We start from the raw sequence: 22,422 nt of genomic DNA, 5'->3' as shown, positions 1-22,422 counted from the left end.
GAAAAGAGATGAAATTTGATATTGTTAAACGACGTAAGTGGTGGTATCTGCTCTCAATATGCCTTATCCTTCCCGGCCTGCTGTCAATAGCAATCCAAGGCTTTAATTTAGGCATTGATTTTACCGGCGGCACATTGTTGGATCTAAAATTTTCCCGGCCTGTTACCGTAGCCGAGGTACGGGATGTGCTTAAAGACTATCAATTGGAGAATAGTACAATTCAGTTAGCCTTGACAGGGCAAGAGTCTGTTTCCCCTAATGTATTTATCCGCTCCCATGTATTAAACGAGGATGAACGCCGTGCCGTGCTGAAAGGTTTCGAAACCAAGCTAGGGGCTTTTGAAGTTCTGCGGGTGGAAAAGGTTGGCGCCGTTGTCGGTTCCGAGCTGACCCGGCAAGCCGTTTTTGCTTTGGTAATCTCTTGGGTGCTCATGATTGTGTACATCACATACCGCTTTGAATTCAAATTTGCGGTTTGCGGAATTTTGGGATTAGTTCATGACGTAATCATTACCATCGGTGCCTTTTCGATTCTGCAAAAAGAGATCGATGCTGCCTTTGTCGCTGCCCTGTTAACAGTTGTCGGTTACTCTATTAATGACAAAATTGTTATTTTTGATAGAATTAGAGAAAATCTGCGAAACTACAAGAAAAATGATGACATTGAAGAACTGGTTAACCGCAGTGTATGGCAGACTATGACCCGCTCGATCTATACTGTGCTGACAGTGTTGTTCGCTGCCGGGTCCCTCTATTGGTTTGGCGGCGAAACAACGAAAAATTTCTCGCTGGCGCTGCTAATCGGTATTACTGTCGGTGCCTATTCCTCGATATTTACTTCCAGCCAGCTGTGGGTTGACTGGAAAGAATATGATGAAAAGCGGCGTATTGAAATGAAGGCAAAAGGCGCCAAGTAAAACATTATATGAAATCAAAAAGCCTGAGGAAAATAAATTACCTCAGGCTTTTTTGCACCATTAACGCCCCGGGGTAATATCCTATTAGCAGGCAGGGGGCGATACGTATGGGAGTGATACTACCGGCATTGTCGCTGGCCATTGTTCATATTGCCGGTGATAATGTAGCTGTTGTTCCGGCCATGGCTTCGTTATTAGGCAATGGTATTTATGCTACCGTATTTCTGGCTTATATGATATTTGGCTCCATAGTGGCAGGTGTTTCTGCCTGGATTGGCGCAAGAAGCGGGCGTGAGTTGCCAGCTGTGGTTAAGCGGTTATTTGGGGTGCGCGGCAAATGGCTGCTGGCACTTTCCGTACTGGCGGTATCGTTACCGGCCAGTACATTGACCGGTGGTTATTTTGCCGGACAATTGTTGCAGCAGCTTACGGGGATCTCCTATACAATTGCCGTCCCGCTCTGTATAGTGGCGTGTTCTTTGTTGGCAGCCGGTTATGGCCGGGAAATACTTCAGCTTTCTAATTATTTGGCACTGCTATTTATTCCGGCAATCGGGATGATGGTAGTTATGCTGCAGGATACTATTCCGATAGTATCCTTTGAAAGCCTGATTTCGTTCGAGAATATCAGCTGGCCTTTAGTATTGGCGCTCATTGGCTATAATGCCGGAGGCATGCGTTCAGCCCTGGTAGTGGAAACGGGAACCTATTTTGCGGCAAAAAATTATACAGGCGTGTATTTGGCGATATTGGCAAAATTTTTTGAGGGCTTTTTTACCCTGGTGCTGGTTCATCTGGCATTGACAAGCGGCGCTCCGGGTTTACTGCCATTGTCGGCAGTTGCCGACAGGACGTTTGGTAGTTGGCTTGCACTCGGGTTTGACAGTATCTTATTTTGCATTTTGATCAATACAATGGTTCCGGCCATGTTAGTTAATGCTAAACAGCTTAGTGTAATTACCAAATTTAACTTTTGGCCGGCTCTCGGCTTATCTGCTGTATTTGTATGGGCTGGCAGTTATGCTAAGCTGGAAACCATTCTTATGCTCATGAGTGTTACCGGGGTGATCATGACGGTTTTTATTGGCTGCATAGCGTACTTTCTACATAAACAGGAGGCTAACAAGTTACACTAATACTACCAATAGGCAGAGTGGTGTGAAACGAGGTAAGTAACTTTTGGTGGTCAAATTTTTTGTAACATTTATAATGGTGACAGGTCTTTTTTGTACAGTAACCTTAAAACTGCCGGGAACACTGCTTATATTACTCGGGGCTGCTTTTTACGGTGCCGTTACCGGGTATGTGAGTGCTGCTCCCTGGCTGGTTGCCTTATTGGTGTTAATTTCAATTACGGCCGAGTTGGGAGGCAGAGTACTCAGGCTATATTTGACACGAAGTTATTCTGTATCACCTGTGTTTAGTGTTAATTGTACGGCAACTCATTTGGCGGGTATGCTGGCCACTAATGCCTTGCTTGGACCGCTTCTCGGACTTGCTGTGTGGGAATTAGTTGCCGGTAAAACATTGCTGCCCCGGGGTGATACGGTTACCAGTGTACTTTTGCGGTTAGCCGGAGTGGCATGCCTTAGATTTGCTTGTGGGCTTATCATGATTGTGCTTATCCATATGTATTTATTTTTACCCTAACAGAAAGTATAACTTTCTTAAGAGCAGGATAAACATCGGCTTCTGTCGTCGCCAAAGGTTTGGCGCAGGGCCATGTTTTCTTTATAACTCACATCCCAAAGGACTCAACAGGCGGTTGCCTGTTTTTGCTTTTATTTGCCGAAATCGCTAATTTTAAAAGGAATATTCAAGTTTTTGCGAGAATACTACCGTTAAGATATATTTGTGGATGGTGATAAAATATGATGAATTTATTATTTGCTTTTGTGTTCGCCTTATTGGTTGCCGTTTTTGCTGTGCAAAATTCGCTGCCGGTGACTGTAAGCTTTTTAATGTGGAGTTTTCAAACCTCGCTGGTTATCATTATTTTGGGAGCAGCTACCTTTGGTGCGATGACTATTCTGTCACTTTCATTGCTGGTACAGTTCAAGCTTAGACGCACCATCACTAAGTTAAACGAAACACAGCGGCAATTAGAAGCGGAAAATCATGAACTAAAAGCTAAGCAGGAAATCCAGCAGGAAACTCCTCAGGAGATCCAGCCGCAAAATCAGCAATAATTGCTAAGAACAGGCAAAGTTGCAAAATGTTACACTGTATACTACAATTATCTAATATAGCATTACGGAGGTCTGCAAACTTTATATGGCTAGGCTGCAAAAGGCATGGAGGTTATTTCCAGTTAAGGGTGAACTGGCAAGTGAACTCAGCCGGAAACTTAATATATCCAGGCATATTGCACAGGCGCTAATAAATCGTGGCATTACAGACGAGCAGAAGGCTGTTGAATTTTTATATGCCGGTATGGAACATATTGCGGACCCATATTTACTCAAAGATATGGGACCTGCTGCCCTGAGAATTGCTCATGCGCTGGAAGCCCGGGAGAAAATTACGATCTACGGCGACTATGATGTAGATGGAATTACTGCCTGTGCAATTTTATACAAAACCTTAAGCCGGCTGGAGGCTAATGTTGAATTTTACATTCCAGACAGGCAAAGCGAAGGCTATGGCCTTAATATCGCCGCGTTAAACAATCTGAAACAGACAGGAACCACCTTAGTGATTACCGTTGACTGCGGCATCAGTGCCATAAAAGAAATTGAGGCTGTACAAGGGCAGCTGGATATAATCGTAACCGACCATCACCAGCCGCCACAGCAGCTGCCGCCGGCGTTAGCCATTATCAATCCTAAACAGCCTGGCTGTGCCTATCCGGAAAAAAATTTAGCCGGAGTTGGTGTTGCCTTCAAGCTGTGTCAAGCTTTATGGCAGCATTATCATGGAACTGGTAATAGTTTTTTCGATTATATAGAGATTGTGGCCATTGGCACAATTGCCGATATTGTCCCGCTTACCGGAGAAAACCGGATATTGGTCAAGCTGGGACTAAACCGGCTGCTTACTACCGATAACCCGGGGATAAAGGCATTGGTGGAAGTGTGTGGCCTGACAGGCAAAGGTATTGATAGTGGCAGTGTGGGGTTTGTCATTGCCCCCCGGCTTAATGCCGTAGGGCGTGTCAGTCAGGCCGCCACCGGGGTAGAACTGCTGCTTACCAATGACTCCGAGTATGCGCGCGAACTTGCAAACCTGTTAGACGAAGAAAACTCTGCCCGCCAAGCCATCGAAAAATTAATACTGGCTAAGGCTGAAGAACAGCTTGAAGCCATAGAGTTAAGTACTGCCAAGGTGTTAGTGCTGGCTGGTGAAAATTGGCATTCCGGAGTTATTGGCATTGTAGCTTCGCGTTTGGTAGAAAAATATTATAAACCGGTAATTATGATTAGTATCCAGGAGGGTTATGGCAAAGGCTCCTGCCGCAGTATACCGGCGTTTGATATTTATACAGCTTTGTCGCGCTGTTCTGATATACTAACTCAGTTTGGCGGTCATCACCAGGCTGCCGGGCTGACAATTCCGGCTGAAAATATCCCGCTGCTCAGGGAACGGTTACAGGCTATTGCGACAGAAACATTGTCAGCAGCAGATTATGTACCGATTCTTACTATTGATTCGGTTCTGGCGCTGGAAGAAGTCAATGCTGCCTTTATCGAGCAATTAGCCTGCCTTGAACCATATGGCTTTGCCAATCCGAGTCCGCTCTTTGCCTGCCGGAATGTTAAGCTGAGGGAAAAGCGGCTTGTCGGACAACAAAGCCGGCATTTGAAACTTACCTTGGAGCATACGTCAGTTAATGATGTCATTGCCTGGAATATGGGGGAATTATCAGATAATCTTACTTGTAATGAAACCATAGATATGGTATTTGTCCCTAAGTATAATGAATGGCAAGGTCACAAAAAATTGCAGCTTACAGCGCGGGATGTTCGCCAATCGCTTGACCGGCAGACACAGGCAAAACTAAATGCAATTGCGCCTGACCGCGATTGTGTAAGTCAGGTATATTTGACGTTAAAACGATACAATAGGTCTGGTTTGCATGATTTGTCCCTTCGGAATATTTCGGATAATATTTTCAGCAACTATAAAGAAACTTTATCTGAACGGGTTATTGACTTATCGCTAGCCATTTTGGGGGAGCTAAAATTACTAACCCGGGAATTCGTTGAGCAGGATGTGTTTAGGATTCATCTTCAGCCTGCGCCGACGACCAGGCTTGAACTGACAGATTCACCTACATTTAGGGAAAGCATAAGACTGCGTGAAGAGTTCTTGAATCAGCATATTTAGTTTGAGGGGGTTCATCCATAATGGATCTACAGGAAAAAATTCGCAATATACCCGATTTTCCTCAACCGGGAATTCAATTTAAAGATATTACCACTTTGCTCAAAGACGGAAAAGCCTTCCGCTTAGCTATCGATAGACTGGCTGAGCCTTATAAACAGCAACCGATTGATATTGTTATCGGTCCTGAGGCAAGAGGATTTGCGGTTGGTGCTCCTGTCGCTTATGTCTTGGGAGCCGGTTTTGTGCCTGTTCGTAAACCAGGCAAACTGCCGGCAGAAATTGTAAGCTATGAGTATTCTTTAGAGTATGGTAAAGGTTCTTTGGAAATTCATAAAGATGCTATTGTACCAGGGAGCCGGGTACTAATTGTTGACGATTTGCTGGCAACAGGCGGTACTACTCTGGCAACCATTAAAATGGTAGAACAATTAGGTGGTACGATTGTAGGTCTGGCTTTTCTGGTCGAATTATCTTTCTTAAATGGCCGTCAAGTGTTGACCGGTTATGATATTGGTTCACTGATTCAGTATTAACAGTAATAAATCCGGTTGTCTGTAGCAGCAGTAAGAGGTGAGACATGGGTAACGATGCACAAGGAAAAAGGACTATAAAGCCTACGCTTGAAAATATACTTGCCAAGATCAAAGTTTACCAGCCTGATGCGCCGTTGCCGCTGGTTGAAAAAGCCTATCAAATGGCTCATGATGCACATGAAGGGCAGCTTAGGGTATCTGGAGACGAATACATATGTCACCCATTGGGAGTTGCCAATATCCTGGCCGATTTGCAGATTGATGCCATAACCATCAGTGCCAGTTTGCTGCATGATGTGGTGGAAGATACGGATATTACGCTTGAACTGCTGGAAAAAGAGTTTGGTAAAGAAATCGCCATGCTGGTCGATGGGGTTACTAAATTAAGCCGTATTGAGTATAAATCCAAAGAAGAACATCAAATGGAGAACTATCGCAAGATGTTCCTGGCGATGGCCAAAGATATCCGGGTGGTTTTGATAAAACTTGCCGACAGAATGCATAATATGCGAACCCTTAAATATATGGCGCCGTATAAGCAGCAGGAAATATCGCGTGAAACGCTGGAGATTTTTGCGCCGCTCGCCCACCGGCTGGGGATTTCTAATGTTAAATGGGAACTGGAAGATTTGGCCTTTAGATTTCTGGAGCCGGAAAAGTATTACAGGCTTGTTGAACAGGTAAAACAAAAGCGCAAAGAACGGGAAGAGATTATCACAGACGCCATTGCGCTTATGAACGAACGGCTTGACGGTGTTGGCATTAAAGCCGAAATCCAAGGCAGGCCCAAACATTTTTACAGTATTTATAAAAAAATGAAAAAAAGCCATAAGCAGGATGTCAGTGAAATTTATGACTTATCAGCTATTCGTATTGTTGTTGATACGGTAAAAGACTGTTATGGAGCCTTGGGCATTGTCCATACATTATGGAAGCCTCTGCCTGGCAGATTTAAAGACTATATTGCTATGCCTAAGTCCAATGGCTATCAGTCGCTGCACACGACAGTTATCGGTCAATCCGGACAACCGCTGGAAATCCAGATTCGTACCCTGGAGATGCACCGTATTTCCGAATATGGTATTGCTGCTCATTGGCGTTATAAAGAAGGCGGTAAGGCAGCAGCTAAGGACTCTGATCAAAAACTAGCCTGGTTAAGGCAGCTTTTGGAATGGCACCGTGATTTAAGAGATCCGCGTGAATTTATTGAAACGGTGAAATTGGATGTTTTTGCCGACGAGGTATTTGTATTTACTCCCAAGGGCGATGTCGTTGATTTGCCTGCCGGTTCAGTACCCATTGATTTTGCTTATCGTATTCATACCGATGTAGGCCACCGGTGTGTTGGCGCTAAAATCAACGGTAAAATTGTACCGCTGGAATATAAGCTCACCAATGGTGATATTGTAGAGATTATTACTGCCAAGCAGACGAATGGTCCCAGCCGGGATTGGCTGAACGTAGTTGGTGCATCAGAAACCCGCAATAAAATCAGGCAATGGTTTAAAAAAGAAAAACGGGAAGAAAACATTGCCAAAGGCCGGGAAATGATTGAACGGGAGACCAAGAAGCTTGGCTACGAATGGCGCGATCTGATAAAGGGTGACCGTTTGAGTGAAGCGGCAAAAAAATTAAATATTTCCAGTGAAGAAGATTTATTTGAAGGCTTGGGTTATGGCGGAGTTACTTTGCATGGGGTTATGACCAAACTGATTGAGGCCTATAAAAAAGAATTAAAAAGCACCACCCCTCCTGATGTTTCGGCTATGCTGGCCGGTCTCAAACCCAAACGGCAGAAAAATAAATCCGGTCATGGTATTTTGGTCAAAGGCGAGTCAGGGCTGATGGTCAGGTTGGCGCGGTGTTGCAATCCGCTTCCGGGTGATTTGATTGTAGGCTATATTACCAGAGGCCGGGGTGTATCGGTGCATCGTGCCGATTGCCCCAATATCCACAACAATCCGGAAGAATATGAGCGCATGATTGAGGTCAGCTGGGATATTACCGGTGATACATTATACAAAGTTTCGATTGAAATTACCGGTACCGATCGTCCTAATTTGCTGTCAGATATTATGATGATTGCCTCAGATTCCAAAATAAATGTGTCTTCCCTTAATGCCCGCGTGCAAAAAAATAAAACTGCGGTTATTAATATGGATATTGATATCGGCAATCTGAGCCAGCTGGAACATATCATGACTAAAATACGACGAGTTCAGGATGTATATAGTGTGCATCGTATGACCCAACTGTAGGAGGAGTCTGATGAGGGCTGTTGTTCAATTGACCGATAATGCCAGTGTAACAGTCGATGATCAGGAGATTGCCGCTGCCGGCACAGGCCTGACTGTTTTTCTGGGGGTAGGACAGGAGGATACCGAGCTGGATGCTAACTACCTTGCGGAAAAAATTGTAAATTTACGAATTTTTCCTGATGAAGCGGGAAAAATGAATTTATCCCTTAAGGATATAAAGGGAGAACTATTGGTAGTTTCTCAATTTACCCTGTATGGTGATTGCCGCAAGGGACGCCGGCCGAGCTTTGATACCGCTGCGCCGCCTAGAGCAGCTATAGCCCTTTACGAATACTTCGTAACACTATGCCGGGATATGGGGGTTTCGGTAGCTTGTGGCAAGTTTCAGGCTGAGATGATTGTCCGCTTGACTAACCATGGGCCGGTAACCATGCTGTTAGACAGCAAACGGCTGTTTTAAGCATATATTCGCAGCAAGGAATTTTGCAGTCGCAGGCGGGTGGTGTATTGACAACGCTTTGCCACTGGCGGTTTGGCGTGTGCTTTTGCCAACATCCTACCCGCCTGCAAAATAGTTAGCAGGTTATATATAGGAGCGTGATTTAAGTGAAAGTGATTCAGATGGGAGTAGGGCATTTAGGAACAAATTGTTATATCCTCTATTGTGAACAAACCTCAAAAGCCGCGGTGATTGATCCTGGTGGCAGTGCCGAAGCAATTATTGCCGAGATTAATAAGGCAGGGCTTAAAGTGGAATATATTATTAATACTCACGGGCATGCGGATCATGTTGCTGCCAATGATGCCGTTAAACAGGCTACCGGTGCAAAAGTCTTAATTCATTATGAAGATGCAGAGATGTTGACAAGCGCCGAGCGTAACCTGTCAATATATATCGGCGGTGGTATGGTCTGTCAGAGTGCTGACAGATTGCTAAGCCATAATGACACGATTAGTATTGGGAATATTGAGTTAAAGGTGCTGCACACTCCTGGCCATACCCCCGGGGGCATCTGTCTCTTGACCGATTCACTGCTGGTAGCGGGAGATACCTTATTTGCAGGGTCAATTGGACGGACTGATTTCCCCGGTGGCTCTTACAGTCAGTTAATTCACAGTATCAAAGAAAATCTTATGCCACTCGCCGATGATGTCAGGGTACTGCCAGGACACGGTCCGGAAACCACAATTGGCTGGGAACGTACCCATAATTCCTTTATTCAATAAATGAATTAATAAAGGCAGGTAAAATGTATGACGATTGATTTATCTAATTTGCGCCAAATGTTTAGAGAGCGCGAGTATAAGCTTACGCCGCAGCGGCAGATTATTTTGCAGGTATTTATTGATAACCGTGATAAGCATTTAAGTGCTGAAGATGTTCACAATATTGTGCGACAGCAGTCCAATGATATCGGTTTGGCGACAGTATACCGTACCCTTGAACTGCTTAGTGAACTCGATATTCTGCAAAAGATGGACTTCGGCGATGGACGCAGCCGGTATGAGATGAATGAAACCAGCACGCCGCACCACCACCATCATCTTATTTGTCTCTATTGTGGTAAGGTTATTGAGTTTGAGGACGATCTTCTGGATGATCTTGAGAATAAAATCTCTAAAAACAGTAACTTTACTATTGTCGACCATCAGGTAAAGTTTTATGGATACTGCGGGGAGTGCCGCGAAAAACGTGAAGAGTAAAGAGTTCTTTTATACTGCTACTGGTGCGGAATTTGACGTGTTAGCTGCGGTGCGTGACATCATGGCCTTATTTAAGGTGACATATGCAGGAGGCTGGCCGGAAGGAGCCGCACTAACCAAACTTGGCGGCTCCAGTTTCCTGGTAGCGGTTGCTGTCAGCCCTGCAGGCGCTGAAGTAGCCGTAAAGGTAACTGTAAGCAGCTGTGATTCAGACGGTAATTCTCAATCGCAAAGCGCGTGCCAGACTCGTCCGGTGCCGCCGGCAGGCGGTAAAAATGCCGGCGGGGAAGATGTGACAGGCGTTGCCAGGCATCTGGTACGCCTTACTTTGCTGTTGCTTATGCGTAAGATAACAGCAAAGAATCCAGCTCCCTGGGGAATATTACGCGGTGTACGTCCGACAAAAATTGCTCACCGGCTGTTGGACCAGGGCGAAAGTTGCCATAACATTATTAGCAGACTGGTGGAAGATTACGGCATAGAACCGGCAAAGGCTGAACTGATCACAGGTATTGCCATTCATCAGCGGCCGATGCTTGCCAGACCAGGTCATCTTGCCGATGGTAAAAAAATAAGTATCTACATAGGTATACCCTATTGTCCATCGAGATGTTTGTACTGCTCATTTCCGGCATATGTGCTGCCTGAGCGCCGAGAACAGCTTGATGCTTTTTTACGGGCAATTACTAAAGACATCCAAAGTACTGCTAAACTGGTAGCCAAATATGGCCTGACAGTGGAAAGCATCTATGTTGGTGGTGGAACTCCTACAAGTTTAACAGCCACTGATCTTAATAATCTGTTGCAGTTGATCAAGTGTGCTTTTTGGGGAGCAGAGACTAAAGAATGGACAGTGGAAGCCGGTCGGCCTGACAGTGTTAATGATGAGAAAATTGATGTTTTTCGCCATAACGGGGTAAACAGGGTTAGCATAAATCCACAAACTATGCAAAATAAAACTTTAAAACAGATTGGACGGCGGCATAGTGTTCAGGATATAATAGACATATTCGGGAAAATTCGCCGCGCGGCGATTCCAGTTATCAATATGGACGTAATCGCCGGTCTTCCCGGTGAAACGGCTGCTGATATGGATGATACCATGCGGCAAATCGTTGCACTTAATCCTGAAAATATTACGATACATACATTAGCTTTAAAGCGGGGCTCTATCCTGAAGGAATCCCTGAATTCCGGTATAATCAACGAACAAGTGTTGCCTAATGAGGAAACAACCCAGTCAATGCTGCAGCTTGCGACTCAATATACTGCCAGTATGGATATGCATCCTTACTACTTGTACCGGCAGAAGTATATGACCGGAAATTTTGAGAATGTTGGTTATGCTAAGCCGGGAACAGACTGCATTTATAATATTCAAATTATGGAAGAACGGCAAACCATCATTGGCATCGGGCCTGCTGCCGGTACTAAAGCGGTAAGCCACCAGGGTGTTTGGCGGCTTCAGAGCTGTTATAATGCGAAAGATGTTTTTGCATACATTGCAAATTTAGATAATTACTTATGTGAAAGAAATACCTTGCTTTCAAGACTGTATGGCGACCATAAGGAGGATTCATTATGCTAACAAGCGGACCGAGGGGAACAAAAGATATATTGCCTGACAGTAGCGGATACTGGCAGTATATAGAACAAGTAATCCGTGAAGTGTGCCATAATTTTGCCTATCAAGAGATTCGTACCCCGATTTTTGAGCATACTGAACTTTTTTTGCGCGGCATCGGCGAGACGACCGATATTGTTGAGAAAGAGATGTATACCTTTACTGACAGAGGTAGACGCAGCCTCACTTTGCGTCCTGAAAATACCGCAGCCGTAGTCAGGTCTTATTTAGAACATAAGCTATACGCCGGACCACAGCCGACAAAACTCTATTATATTGGGCCGATGTTTCGCTATGACCGGCCGCAAGCCGGCCGTTACCGTCAATTTCATCAATTCGGCGTTGAGGCTTTGAGCGCACCGGGGCCGGCCATTGATGCCGAAATTATCAGCCTGGCAGTCGAGTTTCTCAACAAATTAGGACTCAACGATTTAAAACTACTCATTAACTCGGTCGGTTGTCCGGCATGCCGTCCTGTTTACCGCAGCAGGCTGCAGGAGTTTTTCCGCGACAAATTATCGCATGTATGCCCAGATTGCCAGTCGCGCTATGACCGTAATCCTATGCGTATTTTGGACTGTAAGAACGAAGCCTGTACCGTGCAATCTCAGGGTGCGCCGCACATGGCAGACTGTTTGTGCGAGGAGTGCGGCAGCCATTTTACCGGCTTACAGGCATTGCTGACAGCTGCAGGCATTAGTTTTGTGCTTAATCCCCGGTTAGTGCGCGGGCTTGACTACTATACTAAAACCGCCTTTGAAATTCAATATGCGCCGTTGGGGGCACAGAGTGCGGTGTGTGGCGGCGGACGTTATGACGGCTTGATTGCCGAATGCGGTGGACAACCTACACCCGGTATTGGTTTTGCCATAGGGATGGAGCGGGTGCTGCTGGCTCTGGAAAAACAGGAATTACTGCCGTCAGTAACCAATGCCATTGAGGTCTTTGTTGCCCCGCTGGGGCAGGAAACACAGGCAGCTGCCTTTGAAATTTTGACAGAACTGCGCCGGGCAGGTATTGCCGCCGATATGGATTTTATGAACCGCAGTCTAAAGGCACAAATGAAGTATGCTAACAAGTATCCGGCCAGGTTTGTGGCACTTATCGGTGAAGATGAACTGGCACAAAATAAAGTAATGTTAAAAAATATGGAAGCAGGCAGTCAGGAATTAATTGACAAGGCTGACTTGATTTCGATGATTACAGAGGGGATGGAGAAGTAATGGCACAAATAGAAACAGCTCATGAAACAATTGTGATTGATACAATGCAGGGGTTAAAACGTACCCATGCCTGCAACGATTTAAATGAGGATCACACCGGACGGGAAGTCACCCTGTGTGGTTGGGTCTCAAGACGCCGTGACCATGGCGGGTTGATTTTTATCGATTTACGTGACCGCTCAGGCATTGTTCAGGTAGTATTTTCCCCTGATGTTGACAAAGACGCTTTTGTTAAAGCCGAGATGGTTAGGAACGAATATGTTTTAGCTGTACGCGGCGTGGTTAAAGCTCGTTCGGAAGCTACTGTCAATCCTAATATGGCTACAGGTACTATTGAAGTATATGGCAATGAACTAAAAATCCTAAATACAGCAAAAACCCCGCCTTTTTATATTCAAAATGGTATTGAGGTAGACGAATTGCTGCGTTTACGGCACAGATATCTTGACTTGCGGCGTCCTGAAATGCAACAGGATTTGATGCTCAGACACCGGGTAACAAAATCCATGCGGGATTTTCTTGATAAACATAATTTTGTTGAGATTGAAACTCCCATTCTCACCAAAAGCACCCCGGAAGGTGCGAGAGATTATTTGGTGCCAAGCCGGGTGAATCCGGGCAAATTTTATGCTTTGCCCCAATCTCCGCAAATCTACAAGCAGTTATTAATGGTTGCCGGCATGGAACGTTACTTCCAGATTGCCCGTTGTTTCCGTGATGAAGATCTGAGAGCTGACCGTCAGCCGGAGTTTACGCAGCTCGATATTGAAATGTCATTTATTGAACGGGAAGATATCCTGTCCCTGATGGAAAAGCTGATTGCCTACATCTTTAAAGAAGGTGTCGGTGCCGATGTACCTACACCCTTTGTCCGTTTAAGCTATGACGAGGCTATGGCCCGTTATGGTTCAGACAAACCTGACCTTCGTTTTGGCATGGAGCTGATTGATCTGTCCGGTATCTTTAAGGACTCCGGGTTTAAGGTGTTTGATGCGGTATTAGCTAACGGCGGACAAGTTAAGGCGATTAATGTTAAAGGCTACGCTAATGCACCCCGGCGTGAGCTTGATGGTCTGGTAGACTATGTTGCTACCTATGGAGCCAAGGGGTTAGCCTGGATTTCCTATACCACTGAGGGTCTGAAATCACCAATTACTAAATTCTTCAGTGAGGAAACCATCCAACAAATGACTGAGGCCGCTCAGGCTGAAACCGGTGACTTGTTGTTGTTTGTTGCCGATAAACCTAGTGTGGTGGCAGCCGCATTAGGACAGCTCAGACTGGAGATGGCCCGTCGTTTAAACTTAATTGATCCCGATAAGCTTTCTTTCCTGTGGGTTATTGATTTCCCCATGTTTGAATACGACGAAGAAGACAAGCGCTGGGTTGCCATGCACCATCCGTTTACCTCGCCGCGTGATGAAGATGTTCAGTATCTGGGCAGCGAACCTGGCAAAATTAGAGCCAAAGCTTATGATATGGTGCTTAACGGTATCGAACTTGGCGGCGGCAGCATCAGGATTTATAATCGCAGCCTGCAGGAAAAAGTTTTCACAGGCATCGGTTTAACACCTGAAGAAGCTGTGGAGAAATTTGGTTTTCTGCTTGAAGCCTTTGAATATGGCACTCCGCCCCATGGTGGCATTGCTTTTGGTCTGGACCGTTTGGTTATGCTTATGGCCAAACGCGCTTCTATCCGGGATGTCATTGCTTTCCCCAAAACCCAAAGTGCTTCCGATATGATGATGCAGGCACCGGCAGAAGTCGGGCAGCGGCAGCTTAAAGAACTATATATAAAATCTGAGGTTGTTACCAAAAAATAAGCTGGAAAAATATTCTACAGCTGCTACTCTTGCAATTGTTTGACTTATTTGATAATATTAAAGCGAACAAAGGAAGCAGCTCAACCCTGCTGTGCACGTGTAAAGTCTATGTTTTGAGCCAACACATTGACTTAGGGAGCCAGGCTCTGATTATAGCGTGTATGCCCAGGATACAAGGGACACATAAAGTAGTCAGGCGAGCACCCACCTGCCGAGGGCAGGTTCAAAACACAGGCGATACGGCATAGTGGGGATTGGGTATGCCAACTGAATTGATTTACAATGGATTATCCCTCTCAGGTATATGAGGCGGGATAATCCATTTTCTTTTAAAGTAGTAGTAGCCTTTGCCAGGAATTTTCACATTTAGACAGAATAGTAATCAGATACCTTATATGTAGAATATAGCAACATATTTTGATGGGAGTGAAAGTTTTGCGATTAGTCGATTTACGAAGTGATACCGTAACCATGCCGACAGCGGCAATGCGCGAGGCAATGTACCGGGCAGAGGTAGGCGACGATGTATATGGGGAAGACCCCACGGTAAATAGGCTGGAAGAACTGGGGGCCCGGATGACCGGCAAAGAAGCCAGTTTGTTTGTTGCCAGTGGCACGATGGGCAACCAATTAGCGATATTAGCCCATACACAACGGGGGGATGAAATTTTATGTGAAGCAGAGTCTCATATCTTTTTCTATGAAGTGGGAGGGTTAGCTGTTTTGGCTGGCGTTCAGGCAAAAACACTTGCCGGTCACCGGGGCATTTTAACGCCAGAGGTTGTGCAACCGGCGATTCGCCCTCAGGATATTCATCAGCCACGCTCTTCGCTAATCTGTTTAGAGAATACGCATAATCGGGCCGGCGGCAAGTGTTACCCTATTGAAACCCTTGCCGGCATCTATACACTGGCTCAAGCACATACTATACCTGTTCATATGGATGGTGCCAGAATATTTAATGCAGCTGCCAGGCAGCAGGTTGCTGTGGAAAAACTTACTGCATATGCGGACTCGGTCATGTTTTGCTTGTCCAAAGGTTTAGGCGCTCCTGTTGGTTCCTTATTGGCAGGTTCAAGGGATTTCGTGGAAACCTGCCGCCGCTATCGCAAGATGCTTGGCGGTGGCATGAGGCAAGCCGGTATTATTGCGGCTGCCGGTATTGTTGCGCTTTCCACCATGGTGGAGAGATTGGAGCAAGATCATGCACATGCCCGGATGCTGGCCGATGCTGTTGCTAATATGGGGATAGGCTTTGATGCAAGCGATGTTGAAACTAATATTGTAGTTATCGATACCATGCAGAGTGGGAAAACTGCCGCTGAGTTATCTGCATGTTTTGCTGGACAAGGAATTAAAATCAGTCAGTTTGGTAATCACAAAATTCGTATGGTAACCCACTATGGAATTACCAGGGATGATATTCAATATACCATTGATACAATGGCACGCATAATAAAAGGGTGATATTGTGGAGCTGTTTTCTCAAAACTTATTTGACCCCAAGCCGAAGGACAGCAGGCCGCTCGCTGTAAGAATGCGTCCCCAAACACTGGAAGAATATATTGGGCAGGAAGAAGTCATTGGTCAGGGAAAATTTTTGCGGCGAATGATCGAGTCTGATAATATTCCGTCAATGATTCTCTATGGACCGCCGGGAACAGGTAAAACAACACTTGCTCACATTATTGCGCAAACCACCGGCAGCCAGTTTGAAAAATTAAATGCCGTTGCCGCCGGTACAGCCGATATTCGAAAAGTAGTGGAAAGTGCGCAAGAACGGCTTAGGCTCCATCAGCGGCGAACCATATTGTTTGTGGATGAAATTCACAGATTTAACAAAGGACAGCAGGATGTCCTGCTGCCATATGTTGAAAATGGAACCGTTATTTTAATTGGAGCAACTACTGAAAATCCATATTTTGAAGTAAACTCGCCGCTTCTGTCCCGCATGCGGGTAATTCGGCTCACACGGCTTAATGAGCAGGGGATTATTCAGATCATACAACAAGCCCTGACTGACAGTGAACGAGGACTCGGCCAGGAAGGAATAAGCTGTGACAACGCTGTGCTGGCGAAAATTGCCACAATTGCCGGTGGTGATGCACGAACGGCGCTCAACATACTTGAACAGGCAGCCGCCATGTTTGGGCCGGATCAGGCCCGGATACTCACTCCGGAGATTATTGAAACAGTCGCCGGCGAAAAATTGCAAGCCTATGATAAAAAAGGCGACAACCATTATGATGTCGTGTCAGCCTTTATAAAAAGCATACGGGGTTCAGACCCTGACGGGGCACTGCATTATCTTGCAAGAATGCTCGAAGCTGGCGAAGATGTTAAGTTTATCGCCAGGCGCCTGGTTATTAGTGCGGCTGAAGATATCGGTAATGCTGATCCGCAGGCAATTGTCGTAGCTATGGCTGTGGCTCAAGCGGTGCAGTTTATCGGTATGCCTGAAGGCCGGATTCCGTTGGCCCAAGCAGTGACATATTTGGCCTGTGCGCCCAAAAGCAATGCAGCCTATGTGGCTATTGACGAAGCCATCACCGATGTACGGAAGATGGATTGCGGTCCGGTTCCCCAGCATCTTCGCGACAGTAATTATGGCGGCGCTCATAAGCTTGGCAGCGGCAAGGGCTATCTTTATCCTCACAACTATGACGGCGGCTTTGTTGAGCAGCAATACCTGCCAGATAAGCTAAAAAACAAGATATACTATCAGCCTACCTGCCATGGTTTTGAAACAGGTTTTGCTGAAAGACTTGGGCATATCCGCAAAAAGAATCCCAACTAAAAGAAAAATGGCCCCCCAAGGGAGCCATTTTCTTGATTCATAGACTGTATAAATTTTACGTACTGAGACAAGCACCGGCGCGAGCGTTCGATTATGCATAACGGTCGTCCCGCGCCGGCGGTTTTCATAGTATGATTAAGTTGATTATTTAAAAATACCGAACGGTTTGCCAACAGGAAGAAAGGGTTTGCCGAAATGAACATTAAGAGTAACAGCAGCGCTGCCATAAAAACCGAACAAAGCAATTAAGAGTTCAGACCAGGCAGCCAGCACATGCCAGCCATGGCCGAAACCAAAGGCGTCTGCTGCCAGGCCAATAAACAGAAAATCAATAAGAAAGAATATAATGAAAAGAACTTTATTGGTTTCCATAGCGCCGATGGTCATAAACACACTAAAGATAAGGAACCCAAGGAAGGCAACTCCCAACTGAGCACCGTCAACATTGGCAGCTAGTACTGGTCCGAAAGCTCCCATTTTAATCAGCCAACTGGTAGCCACCGCAAGCCAGAACAGACCATATGCGCCAAAAGCTGTTGCGCCAAAGGTGTTATTGTGCTTGAAATCATTAAAGCAAGCAATCAATTGAGCAATGGCACCCAAAAAAATAGCCCAGGGAACAACAAAAGAAAGTCCTGTAGTCCAGCCCAGTTTTTGGGTAGAGGCTACGAAAGTAACCATTGCTAACCCAAATAGGCCCAGCCCGCCCGGATCGGCTGTGACGATTTTTACCGATTGTGTGTTGCTCGTATTGAGACTCATGAAAAACCTCCTAATATATACTATGTTTAAAAAATAACATAGTCAGAATAGCTTGTCAATCCGGTAAAATTTTAATTTAATTGAGATTTTTTTTAGCGTCAAGTTTTACGTGCTGTAAGGATATAAATGGCAACTGAAACTGCTAAAATACAGCTTGAACTGACGCATAGAGCGTTATAGATGACGAATACTAAAAAAATTAACAGTTTCGCCTTTGACAATTATCCATAATTTTGCTATATTAAAAAATGTAAAAGCAAGAAAACCTATCATAATACTCGGAAAAGCCGGGCTGGGAGAGGTTGCAGTGAAGTTATCAACGAAAGGGAGATATGGCGTAGCGGCTATGTATGATTTGGCACTTCACTATGGACAAGGCGCCATTTCACTTAAAAGCGTAGCTCAGCGTCAAGGAATATCCGAACATTATCTGGAACAGTTAATGGGTACACTAAGGAAGGCCGGATATGTAAAAAGCGTCCGGGGAGCCCAAGGCGGTTATGCATTGACTAAAGATCCCGCAGAAATTTCGGTTGGTGATGTAATCCGCACGATGGAAGGGCCAATTGCCCCGGTTGACTGTTTGCTGGCTGATGATGCAAGCAGAACCTTCTGTGAACGGGTTGATATATGTGTGACCCGCGGTGTTTGGGCTAAGGTAAGAGACAGCATTACTTCTGTGATAGATTCAATTACGCTCGCAGACTTATGCAATGAAGAAAAGGGACAAGGAGATGAGTAGCATGAAACGTATTTACTTTGACCATTCGGCCACGACTCCCGTTGACCGGGAAGTTGCTGAATTGATGCTGGAATATATGACCGACAAATTCGGCAATGCATCCAGCGTCCATGCTTTTGGCCGGGAAGCCCGCAAAGCGATGGAGGATGCCCGGGAAAAGGTGGCCGCCTTGATTAACGCTGAACCAAGGGAAATTTTCTTTACCAGCGGCGGCACAGAAGGGGATAACTTAGCCATTAAGGGTGTGGCTTATGCCAACCGCAAGAAAGGAAATCATATAATTACTACAGGTATTGAGCATCACGCTATTTTTCATACCTGCGAATACCTTGAAAAACAGGGCTTTACTGTTACCTATCTGCCGGTTGACGAAAATGCCATGATTAGCCTGGAAGACTTAAAAAATGCCATAACAGACAAGACCATACTTATTAGTGTTATGTTCGCCAATAATGAAGTTGGAACAATTCAACCAATCAAAGAAATCGGACAACTTGCACGGGAAAAGGGAATTTATTTTCATACCGATGCCGTACAGGTTGCCGGCAATTATCCTATTGATGTAAAAGAATTAAATATAGATATGCTGACCTTGTCAGGTCATAAATTCTATGCCAGCAAGGGCGTTGGTGCCCTCTATATCCGCCGTGGTGTAAGAGTTGAGGAAATTCAGCATGGTGGCGGTCATGAACGTAATATGCGGGCCGGTACCGAAAATGTACCAGGAATTGTCGGATTAGGGAAAGCAGCAGAAATCGCTAAACAGGATATGGATAAGAAGGTCGCTTATGTTACCGGCTTGCGCGACAAGCTTATTGCCGGCGTTATGGAGAAGATTCCCCATGTAAAGCTAAATGGTCATCCGGAAATGAGAATGCCGGGCAATGCTAACTTCAGCTTCCTGTTCATCGAAGGGGAGTCATTGCTCTTGAATCTTGATATGAAAGGAATTGCGGCTTCCAGCGGTTCTGCCTGCACTTCCGGTTCTTTAGATCCCTCGCATGTCCTCTTAGCTATGGGTCTAAGCCACGAAGTAGCGCATGGTTCACTTAGAGTTACACTGGGTAAGGGAAATACAGAGGCAGATGTCAACTACTTCCTGGACGTTGTACCGGAAATTGTGGAACGGCTGCGCAGCATGTCGCCATTATATGGAAGCGCGGCTGAATTTAAGCCGTCTAATCCTTGCTCTAGTTGCCATCATCATCACTAATTGAAGGTTGAGGAGAGGATACTAATGTATAATGACAAAGTTATGGACCATTTCTCCAATCCCCGTAATGTCGGCGAAATAAAAGACGCTGCCGGTGTTGGTGAAGTGGGTAATGCCAAATGTGGCGATATTATGCGGATTTATCTGCAGGTGGAAAACGACATAATTACCGATGTTAAGTTTAAAACCTTCGGCTGCGGCGCGGCTATCGCTACCAGCAGTATGGTAACAGAGATGGTTAAAGGCAAAACCCTGGATGAAGCCTTGACAATCTCCAACCAAGCGGTGGCTGAGGCATTAGGTGGTTTGCCTCCGGCAAAAATGCACTGTTCTAATTTGGCAGCCGATGCGCTGCATGAAGCTATAAAGGACTACATTGCTAAAAAAGGAAAGTGATTTATGAATGGCTGACAAGCCCAGAGTGGTTGTAGCCATGAGCGGAGGGGTGGACAGTTCTTTAACTGCCGCCCTTCTTGTTCATCAAGGCTATGATGTAATCGGCGCGACAATGCAAATATGGGAAAAAGATCAGGGGAGTGATGATCCTGACAGTAGAGGCTGTTGTTCCCTATCAGCGGTTGATGACGCCAGACGGGTTGCCAATAAACTCGGCATTCCCTATTATGTATTAAACTTTCGGGATATGTTTCAGGAAACTGTTGTTAAGTATTTTATGGCAGAGTATTCCGCAGGCAGAACCCCTAATCCCTGTATTGCCTGCAACCGTTATGTCAAATTTGAAGGTCTGCTGACTAAAGCGCTGGCTTTGGGGGCAGAGTATGTGGCCACCGGCCATTATGCTCAGATTCGCTATGATGAAAACCGGCAGCGTTATATTCTGCAAAAGGGGGTAGACCCTGCTAAAGATCAGTCCTATGCCTTATATCACCTGAATCAGCATACTTTAAGCCATTTTTTAATGCCTTTAGGCAGTTTTACAAAAACCGAGACAAGAAAACTGGCTAAAGAGCTGGAGTTGTCGGTTGCCGATAAACCGGACAGCCAGGAAATTTGTTTTGTGCCTAATGATGACTATAAAGCTTTCCTGAAAGAACGGATACCTGAATCACTCAGACCGGGAAATATTATTGATACTACCGGCAAAGTGTTAGGCAAACATCAGGGGGTGCAGCTTTATACCGTCGGGCAGCGCAAAGGTCTTGGCTTAGCGGTCGGCAAACCTTTGTATGTGGTGGCGGTTGATGCAGAGCGTAATGAAGTGATTGTCGGCTCAGACCAGGATGTTTTTGCATCCGAACTTGTTGCTGATGATCTCAATTTTATTACTATCGATAACCTGGACAAGCCACTTGTTGCCGACGCCAAAATTCGTTATAGTGCAATGCCGGCGAAAGCCACGGTAACACCAATCGGCAATGGACAAGTGCATGTAAGGTTTGCTGTGGCGCAACGCGCCATAACGCCCGGGCAATCAGTAGTATTTTACCATGATGATATTGTTGTCGGTGGCGGCATTATTACAAAAGTAGTGAAATAGCAGTACGGATGCTATAAACAGTCTGAATTCTGGTTATACTAATACTACCATCTGCTCAGGAGGCCTATGATGCAAAAATTACGTGAAATATTTGGCCTGCCGGTGCTTATTACCGGGACCGGCACGCAGATTGGCGAGGTAAAAGAAGTAATTGTAGACTTGGAGCAGGCTGTTGTTCGTGGTATTGTCCTTGCTGGCGCTAATTGGTTTACTAACGACCAGGGTATATTGTTTGAAGATTTATCCAGGGTAGGCAGTGCCGCCGTTATGGTCAGGGCTGCTTATGCAGTGAGGGACTTAACACCGGCTATGATGCCGGGAACGGTCTACCATTTGAATGATTTACTGGATAAGCCGATTTATACTGATGCCGGATTAAGTTTAGGCATATTGGTTGACGCTCTTTTTGACTCTGCTACCGGTGAAATAAAGGCTTATGAAGTTTCTGAAGGCCTTATCACTGATTTGTTGTATGGCCGCAAAGTTATGCCGCTGCCTGAGGCACAAGTTGTTAGTCAGGAACGTGTGATAGTTCCTGACACTATGACCAATCTTCTTATACCTGAATCAAAAGAGGTGTGAGGTGGATTTGCATGACAACTTGTCCGGTATGCGGACGACATGGAATAGGTAAAGTGGGTGCCGACCAGTACTACTGCTGGGACTGTTGTGTGGAGTTTATGGTCCGGAACCAAGACGTAAAAATTTTTAATGTTGAGGCTGACGGCACTTTGACTCTATATGAGGATTTGCTGCAGGGTACTGTAAATCTAGAGGTACAAAAGGGGTGATATGATGCGCAGCAATTTTTGGCAAGGGTTGATCTTCGGTGGATTTCTAGGAACCGTACTCGGCGCTATCATAGGTCCCATGGCCAAACCACAGAAAAAACCGCTGCTTGAGCGCAGTACCGACACCGTTACCGACACCACCCGGGAGTTGATGCGGGGTGCGCGCCGGGCACGCCGGCGACTGATGAAAAAACTGGATTAGTATTCAGTA

General features: G+C 45.6%; 23 protein-coding genes and 1 other RNA gene. 23 read left to right on the top strand and 1 reads right to left on the bottom strand.

Annotated elements, in window-relative coordinates:
* The first annotated feature begins 8 nt into the window (after positions 1–8).
* The 16 genes from secF (at position 9) to GT1_RS07280 (ending at position 17,205) form a co-directional block, all read left to right on the top strand.
* Positions 9–917, top strand: coding sequence for a protein translocase subunit SecF (gene secF, locus GT1_RS07355; RefSeq protein WP_188398148.1), 909 nt, complete (start codon positions 9–11; stop codon positions 915–917).
* Between the two features lie 107 nt (positions 918–1,024).
* Entirely contained in the window at positions 1,025–2,053 is a 1,029-nt protein-coding gene (locus tag GT1_RS07350) for a hypothetical protein (protein WP_188398147.1), read from the top strand.
* Positions 2,054–2,126: 73 nt separating this feature from the next.
* Entirely contained in the window at positions 2,127–2,567 is a 441-nt protein-coding gene (locus tag GT1_RS07345) for a DUF456 family protein (RefSeq protein ID WP_188398146.1), read from the top strand.
* 221 nt (positions 2,568–2,788) lie between these two features.
* On the top strand, positions 2,789–3,106 hold the full coding sequence (locus GT1_RS07340; protein ID WP_188398145.1) for a lipopolysaccharide assembly LapA domain-containing protein: 318 nt from the start codon (positions 2,789–2,791) through the stop codon (positions 3,104–3,106).
* An 85-nt stretch (positions 3,107–3,191) separates the two neighbouring features.
* Entirely contained in the window at positions 3,192–5,243 is a 2,052-nt protein-coding gene (gene recJ / locus GT1_RS07335) for a single-stranded-DNA-specific exonuclease RecJ (protein WP_188398144.1), read from the top strand.
* Positions 5,244–5,263: 20 nt separating this feature from the next.
* Entirely contained in the window at positions 5,264–5,776 is a 513-nt protein-coding gene (locus GT1_RS07330; RefSeq protein ID WP_075755559.1) for an adenine phosphoribosyltransferase, read from the top strand.
* Positions 5,777–5,820: 44 nt separating this feature from the next.
* On the top strand, positions 5,821–8,034 hold the full coding sequence (locus GT1_RS07325) for a bifunctional (p)ppGpp synthetase/guanosine-3',5'-bis(diphosphate) 3'-pyrophosphohydrolase (protein WP_075755560.1): 2,214 nt from the start codon (positions 5,821–5,823) through the stop codon (positions 8,032–8,034).
* Positions 8,035–8,044: 10 nt separating this feature from the next.
* Positions 8,045–8,494 (top strand): D-aminoacyl-tRNA deacylase, encoded by a 450-nt coding sequence (gene dtd, locus GT1_RS07320; RefSeq protein WP_188398143.1) that lies wholly within the window; start codon positions 8,045–8,047, stop codon positions 8,492–8,494.
* Positions 8,495–8,640: 146 nt separating this feature from the next.
* Positions 8,641–9,261 (top strand): MBL fold metallo-hydrolase, encoded by a 621-nt coding sequence (locus GT1_RS07315; RefSeq protein WP_188398142.1) that lies wholly within the window; start codon positions 8,641–8,643, stop codon positions 9,259–9,261.
* Between the two features lie 27 nt (positions 9,262–9,288).
* Positions 9,289–9,738, top strand: a complete 450-nt coding sequence (locus GT1_RS07310) for a Fur family transcriptional regulator (protein ID WP_075755563.1) — start codon at positions 9,289–9,291, stop codon at positions 9,736–9,738.
* Entirely contained in the window at positions 9,728–11,326 is a 1,599-nt protein-coding gene (hemZ, locus tag GT1_RS07305; RefSeq protein WP_223226101.1) for a coproporphyrinogen dehydrogenase HemZ, read from the top strand. Before GT1_RS07310 ends, hemZ begins: the two co-directional genes overlap by 11 nt.
* Positions 11,320–12,585: a histidine--tRNA ligase gene (gene hisS / locus GT1_RS07300; RefSeq protein ID WP_188398141.1), complete on the top strand. Its 1,266-nt coding sequence runs from the start codon at positions 11,320–11,322 to the stop codon at positions 12,583–12,585. Before hemZ ends, hisS begins: the two co-directional genes overlap by 7 nt.
* 35 nt (positions 12,586–12,620) lie before the next feature.
* Entirely contained in the window at positions 12,621–14,408 is a 1,788-nt protein-coding gene (gene aspS, locus GT1_RS07295; RefSeq protein WP_075756048.1) for an aspartate--tRNA ligase, read from the top strand.
* An 80-nt stretch (positions 14,409–14,488) separates the two neighbouring features.
* Positions 14,489–14,666, top strand: a non-coding RNA gene (gene ssrS, locus GT1_RS07290) — 6S RNA.
* Between the two features lie 177 nt (positions 14,667–14,843).
* Entirely contained in the window at positions 14,844–15,875 is a 1,032-nt protein-coding gene (ltaE, locus tag GT1_RS07285; RefSeq protein ID WP_188398140.1) for a low-specificity L-threonine aldolase, read from the top strand.
* A 4-nt stretch (positions 15,876–15,879) separates the two neighbouring features.
* Positions 15,880–17,205: a replication-associated recombination protein A gene (locus GT1_RS07280; protein WP_223226100.1), complete on the top strand. Its 1,326-nt coding sequence runs from the start codon at positions 15,880–15,882 to the stop codon at positions 17,203–17,205.
* Between the two features lie 144 nt (positions 17,206–17,349).
* Here GT1_RS07280 and GT1_RS07275 read toward each other — a convergent pair whose 3' ends face one another.
* On the bottom strand, positions 17,350–17,967 hold the full coding sequence (locus GT1_RS07275) for an acetate uptake transporter (protein WP_188398139.1): 618 nt from the start codon (positions 17,965–17,967) through the stop codon (positions 17,350–17,352).
* Positions 17,968–18,274: 307 nt separating this feature from the next.
* Between GT1_RS07275 and GT1_RS07270 the strand changes: the two genes are divergently transcribed.
* The 7 genes from GT1_RS07270 (at position 18,275) to GT1_RS22515 (ending at position 22,413) form a co-directional block, all read left to right on the top strand.
* Positions 18,275–18,709, top strand: coding sequence for an Rrf2 family transcriptional regulator (locus tag GT1_RS07270; RefSeq protein WP_075756049.1), 435 nt, complete (start codon positions 18,275–18,277; stop codon positions 18,707–18,709).
* Position 18,710: 1 nt separating this feature from the next.
* The gene (gene nifS / locus GT1_RS07265) at positions 18,711–19,922 is read left to right on the top strand and encodes a cysteine desulfurase NifS (protein WP_075755569.1); all 1,212 of its coding nucleotides are present in this window, start codon (positions 18,711–18,713) and stop codon (positions 19,920–19,922) included.
* 24 nt (positions 19,923–19,946) lie between these two features.
* Positions 19,947–20,318 (top strand): Fe-S cluster assembly scaffold protein NifU, encoded by a 372-nt coding sequence (nifU, locus tag GT1_RS07260; protein WP_075755570.1) that lies wholly within the window; start codon positions 19,947–19,949, stop codon positions 20,316–20,318.
* Positions 20,319–20,325: 7 nt separating this feature from the next.
* Positions 20,326–21,420, top strand: a complete 1,095-nt coding sequence (gene mnmA, locus GT1_RS07255; protein WP_188398138.1) for a tRNA 2-thiouridine(34) synthase MnmA — start codon at positions 20,326–20,328, stop codon at positions 21,418–21,420.
* 66 nt (positions 21,421–21,486) lie between these two features.
* Positions 21,487–22,002, top strand: a complete 516-nt coding sequence (locus tag GT1_RS07250; protein WP_188398137.1) for a PRC-barrel domain-containing protein — start codon at positions 21,487–21,489, stop codon at positions 22,000–22,002.
* Positions 22,003–22,013: 11 nt separating this feature from the next.
* Positions 22,014–22,211, top strand: a complete 198-nt coding sequence (locus tag GT1_RS07245) for a hypothetical protein (RefSeq protein WP_075755573.1) — start codon at positions 22,014–22,016, stop codon at positions 22,209–22,211.
* Positions 22,212–22,290: 79 nt separating this feature from the next.
* Positions 22,291–22,413: a hypothetical protein gene (locus GT1_RS22515; protein WP_255430415.1), complete on the top strand. Its 123-nt coding sequence runs from the start codon at positions 22,291–22,293 to the stop codon at positions 22,411–22,413.
* Positions 22,414–22,422: the final 9 nt, after the last annotated feature.

The sequence above is a fragment of the Sporomusa sp. GT1 genome (assembly GCF_014634905.1).
In the GTDB taxonomy this organism is placed as follows: domain Bacteria; phylum Bacillota; class Negativicutes; order Sporomusales; family Sporomusaceae; genus Sporomusa; species Sporomusa sphaeroides.
Note: the sequence above shows the minus strand (reverse complement) of the source record. Positions and strands in the feature narration are given on the sequence as shown.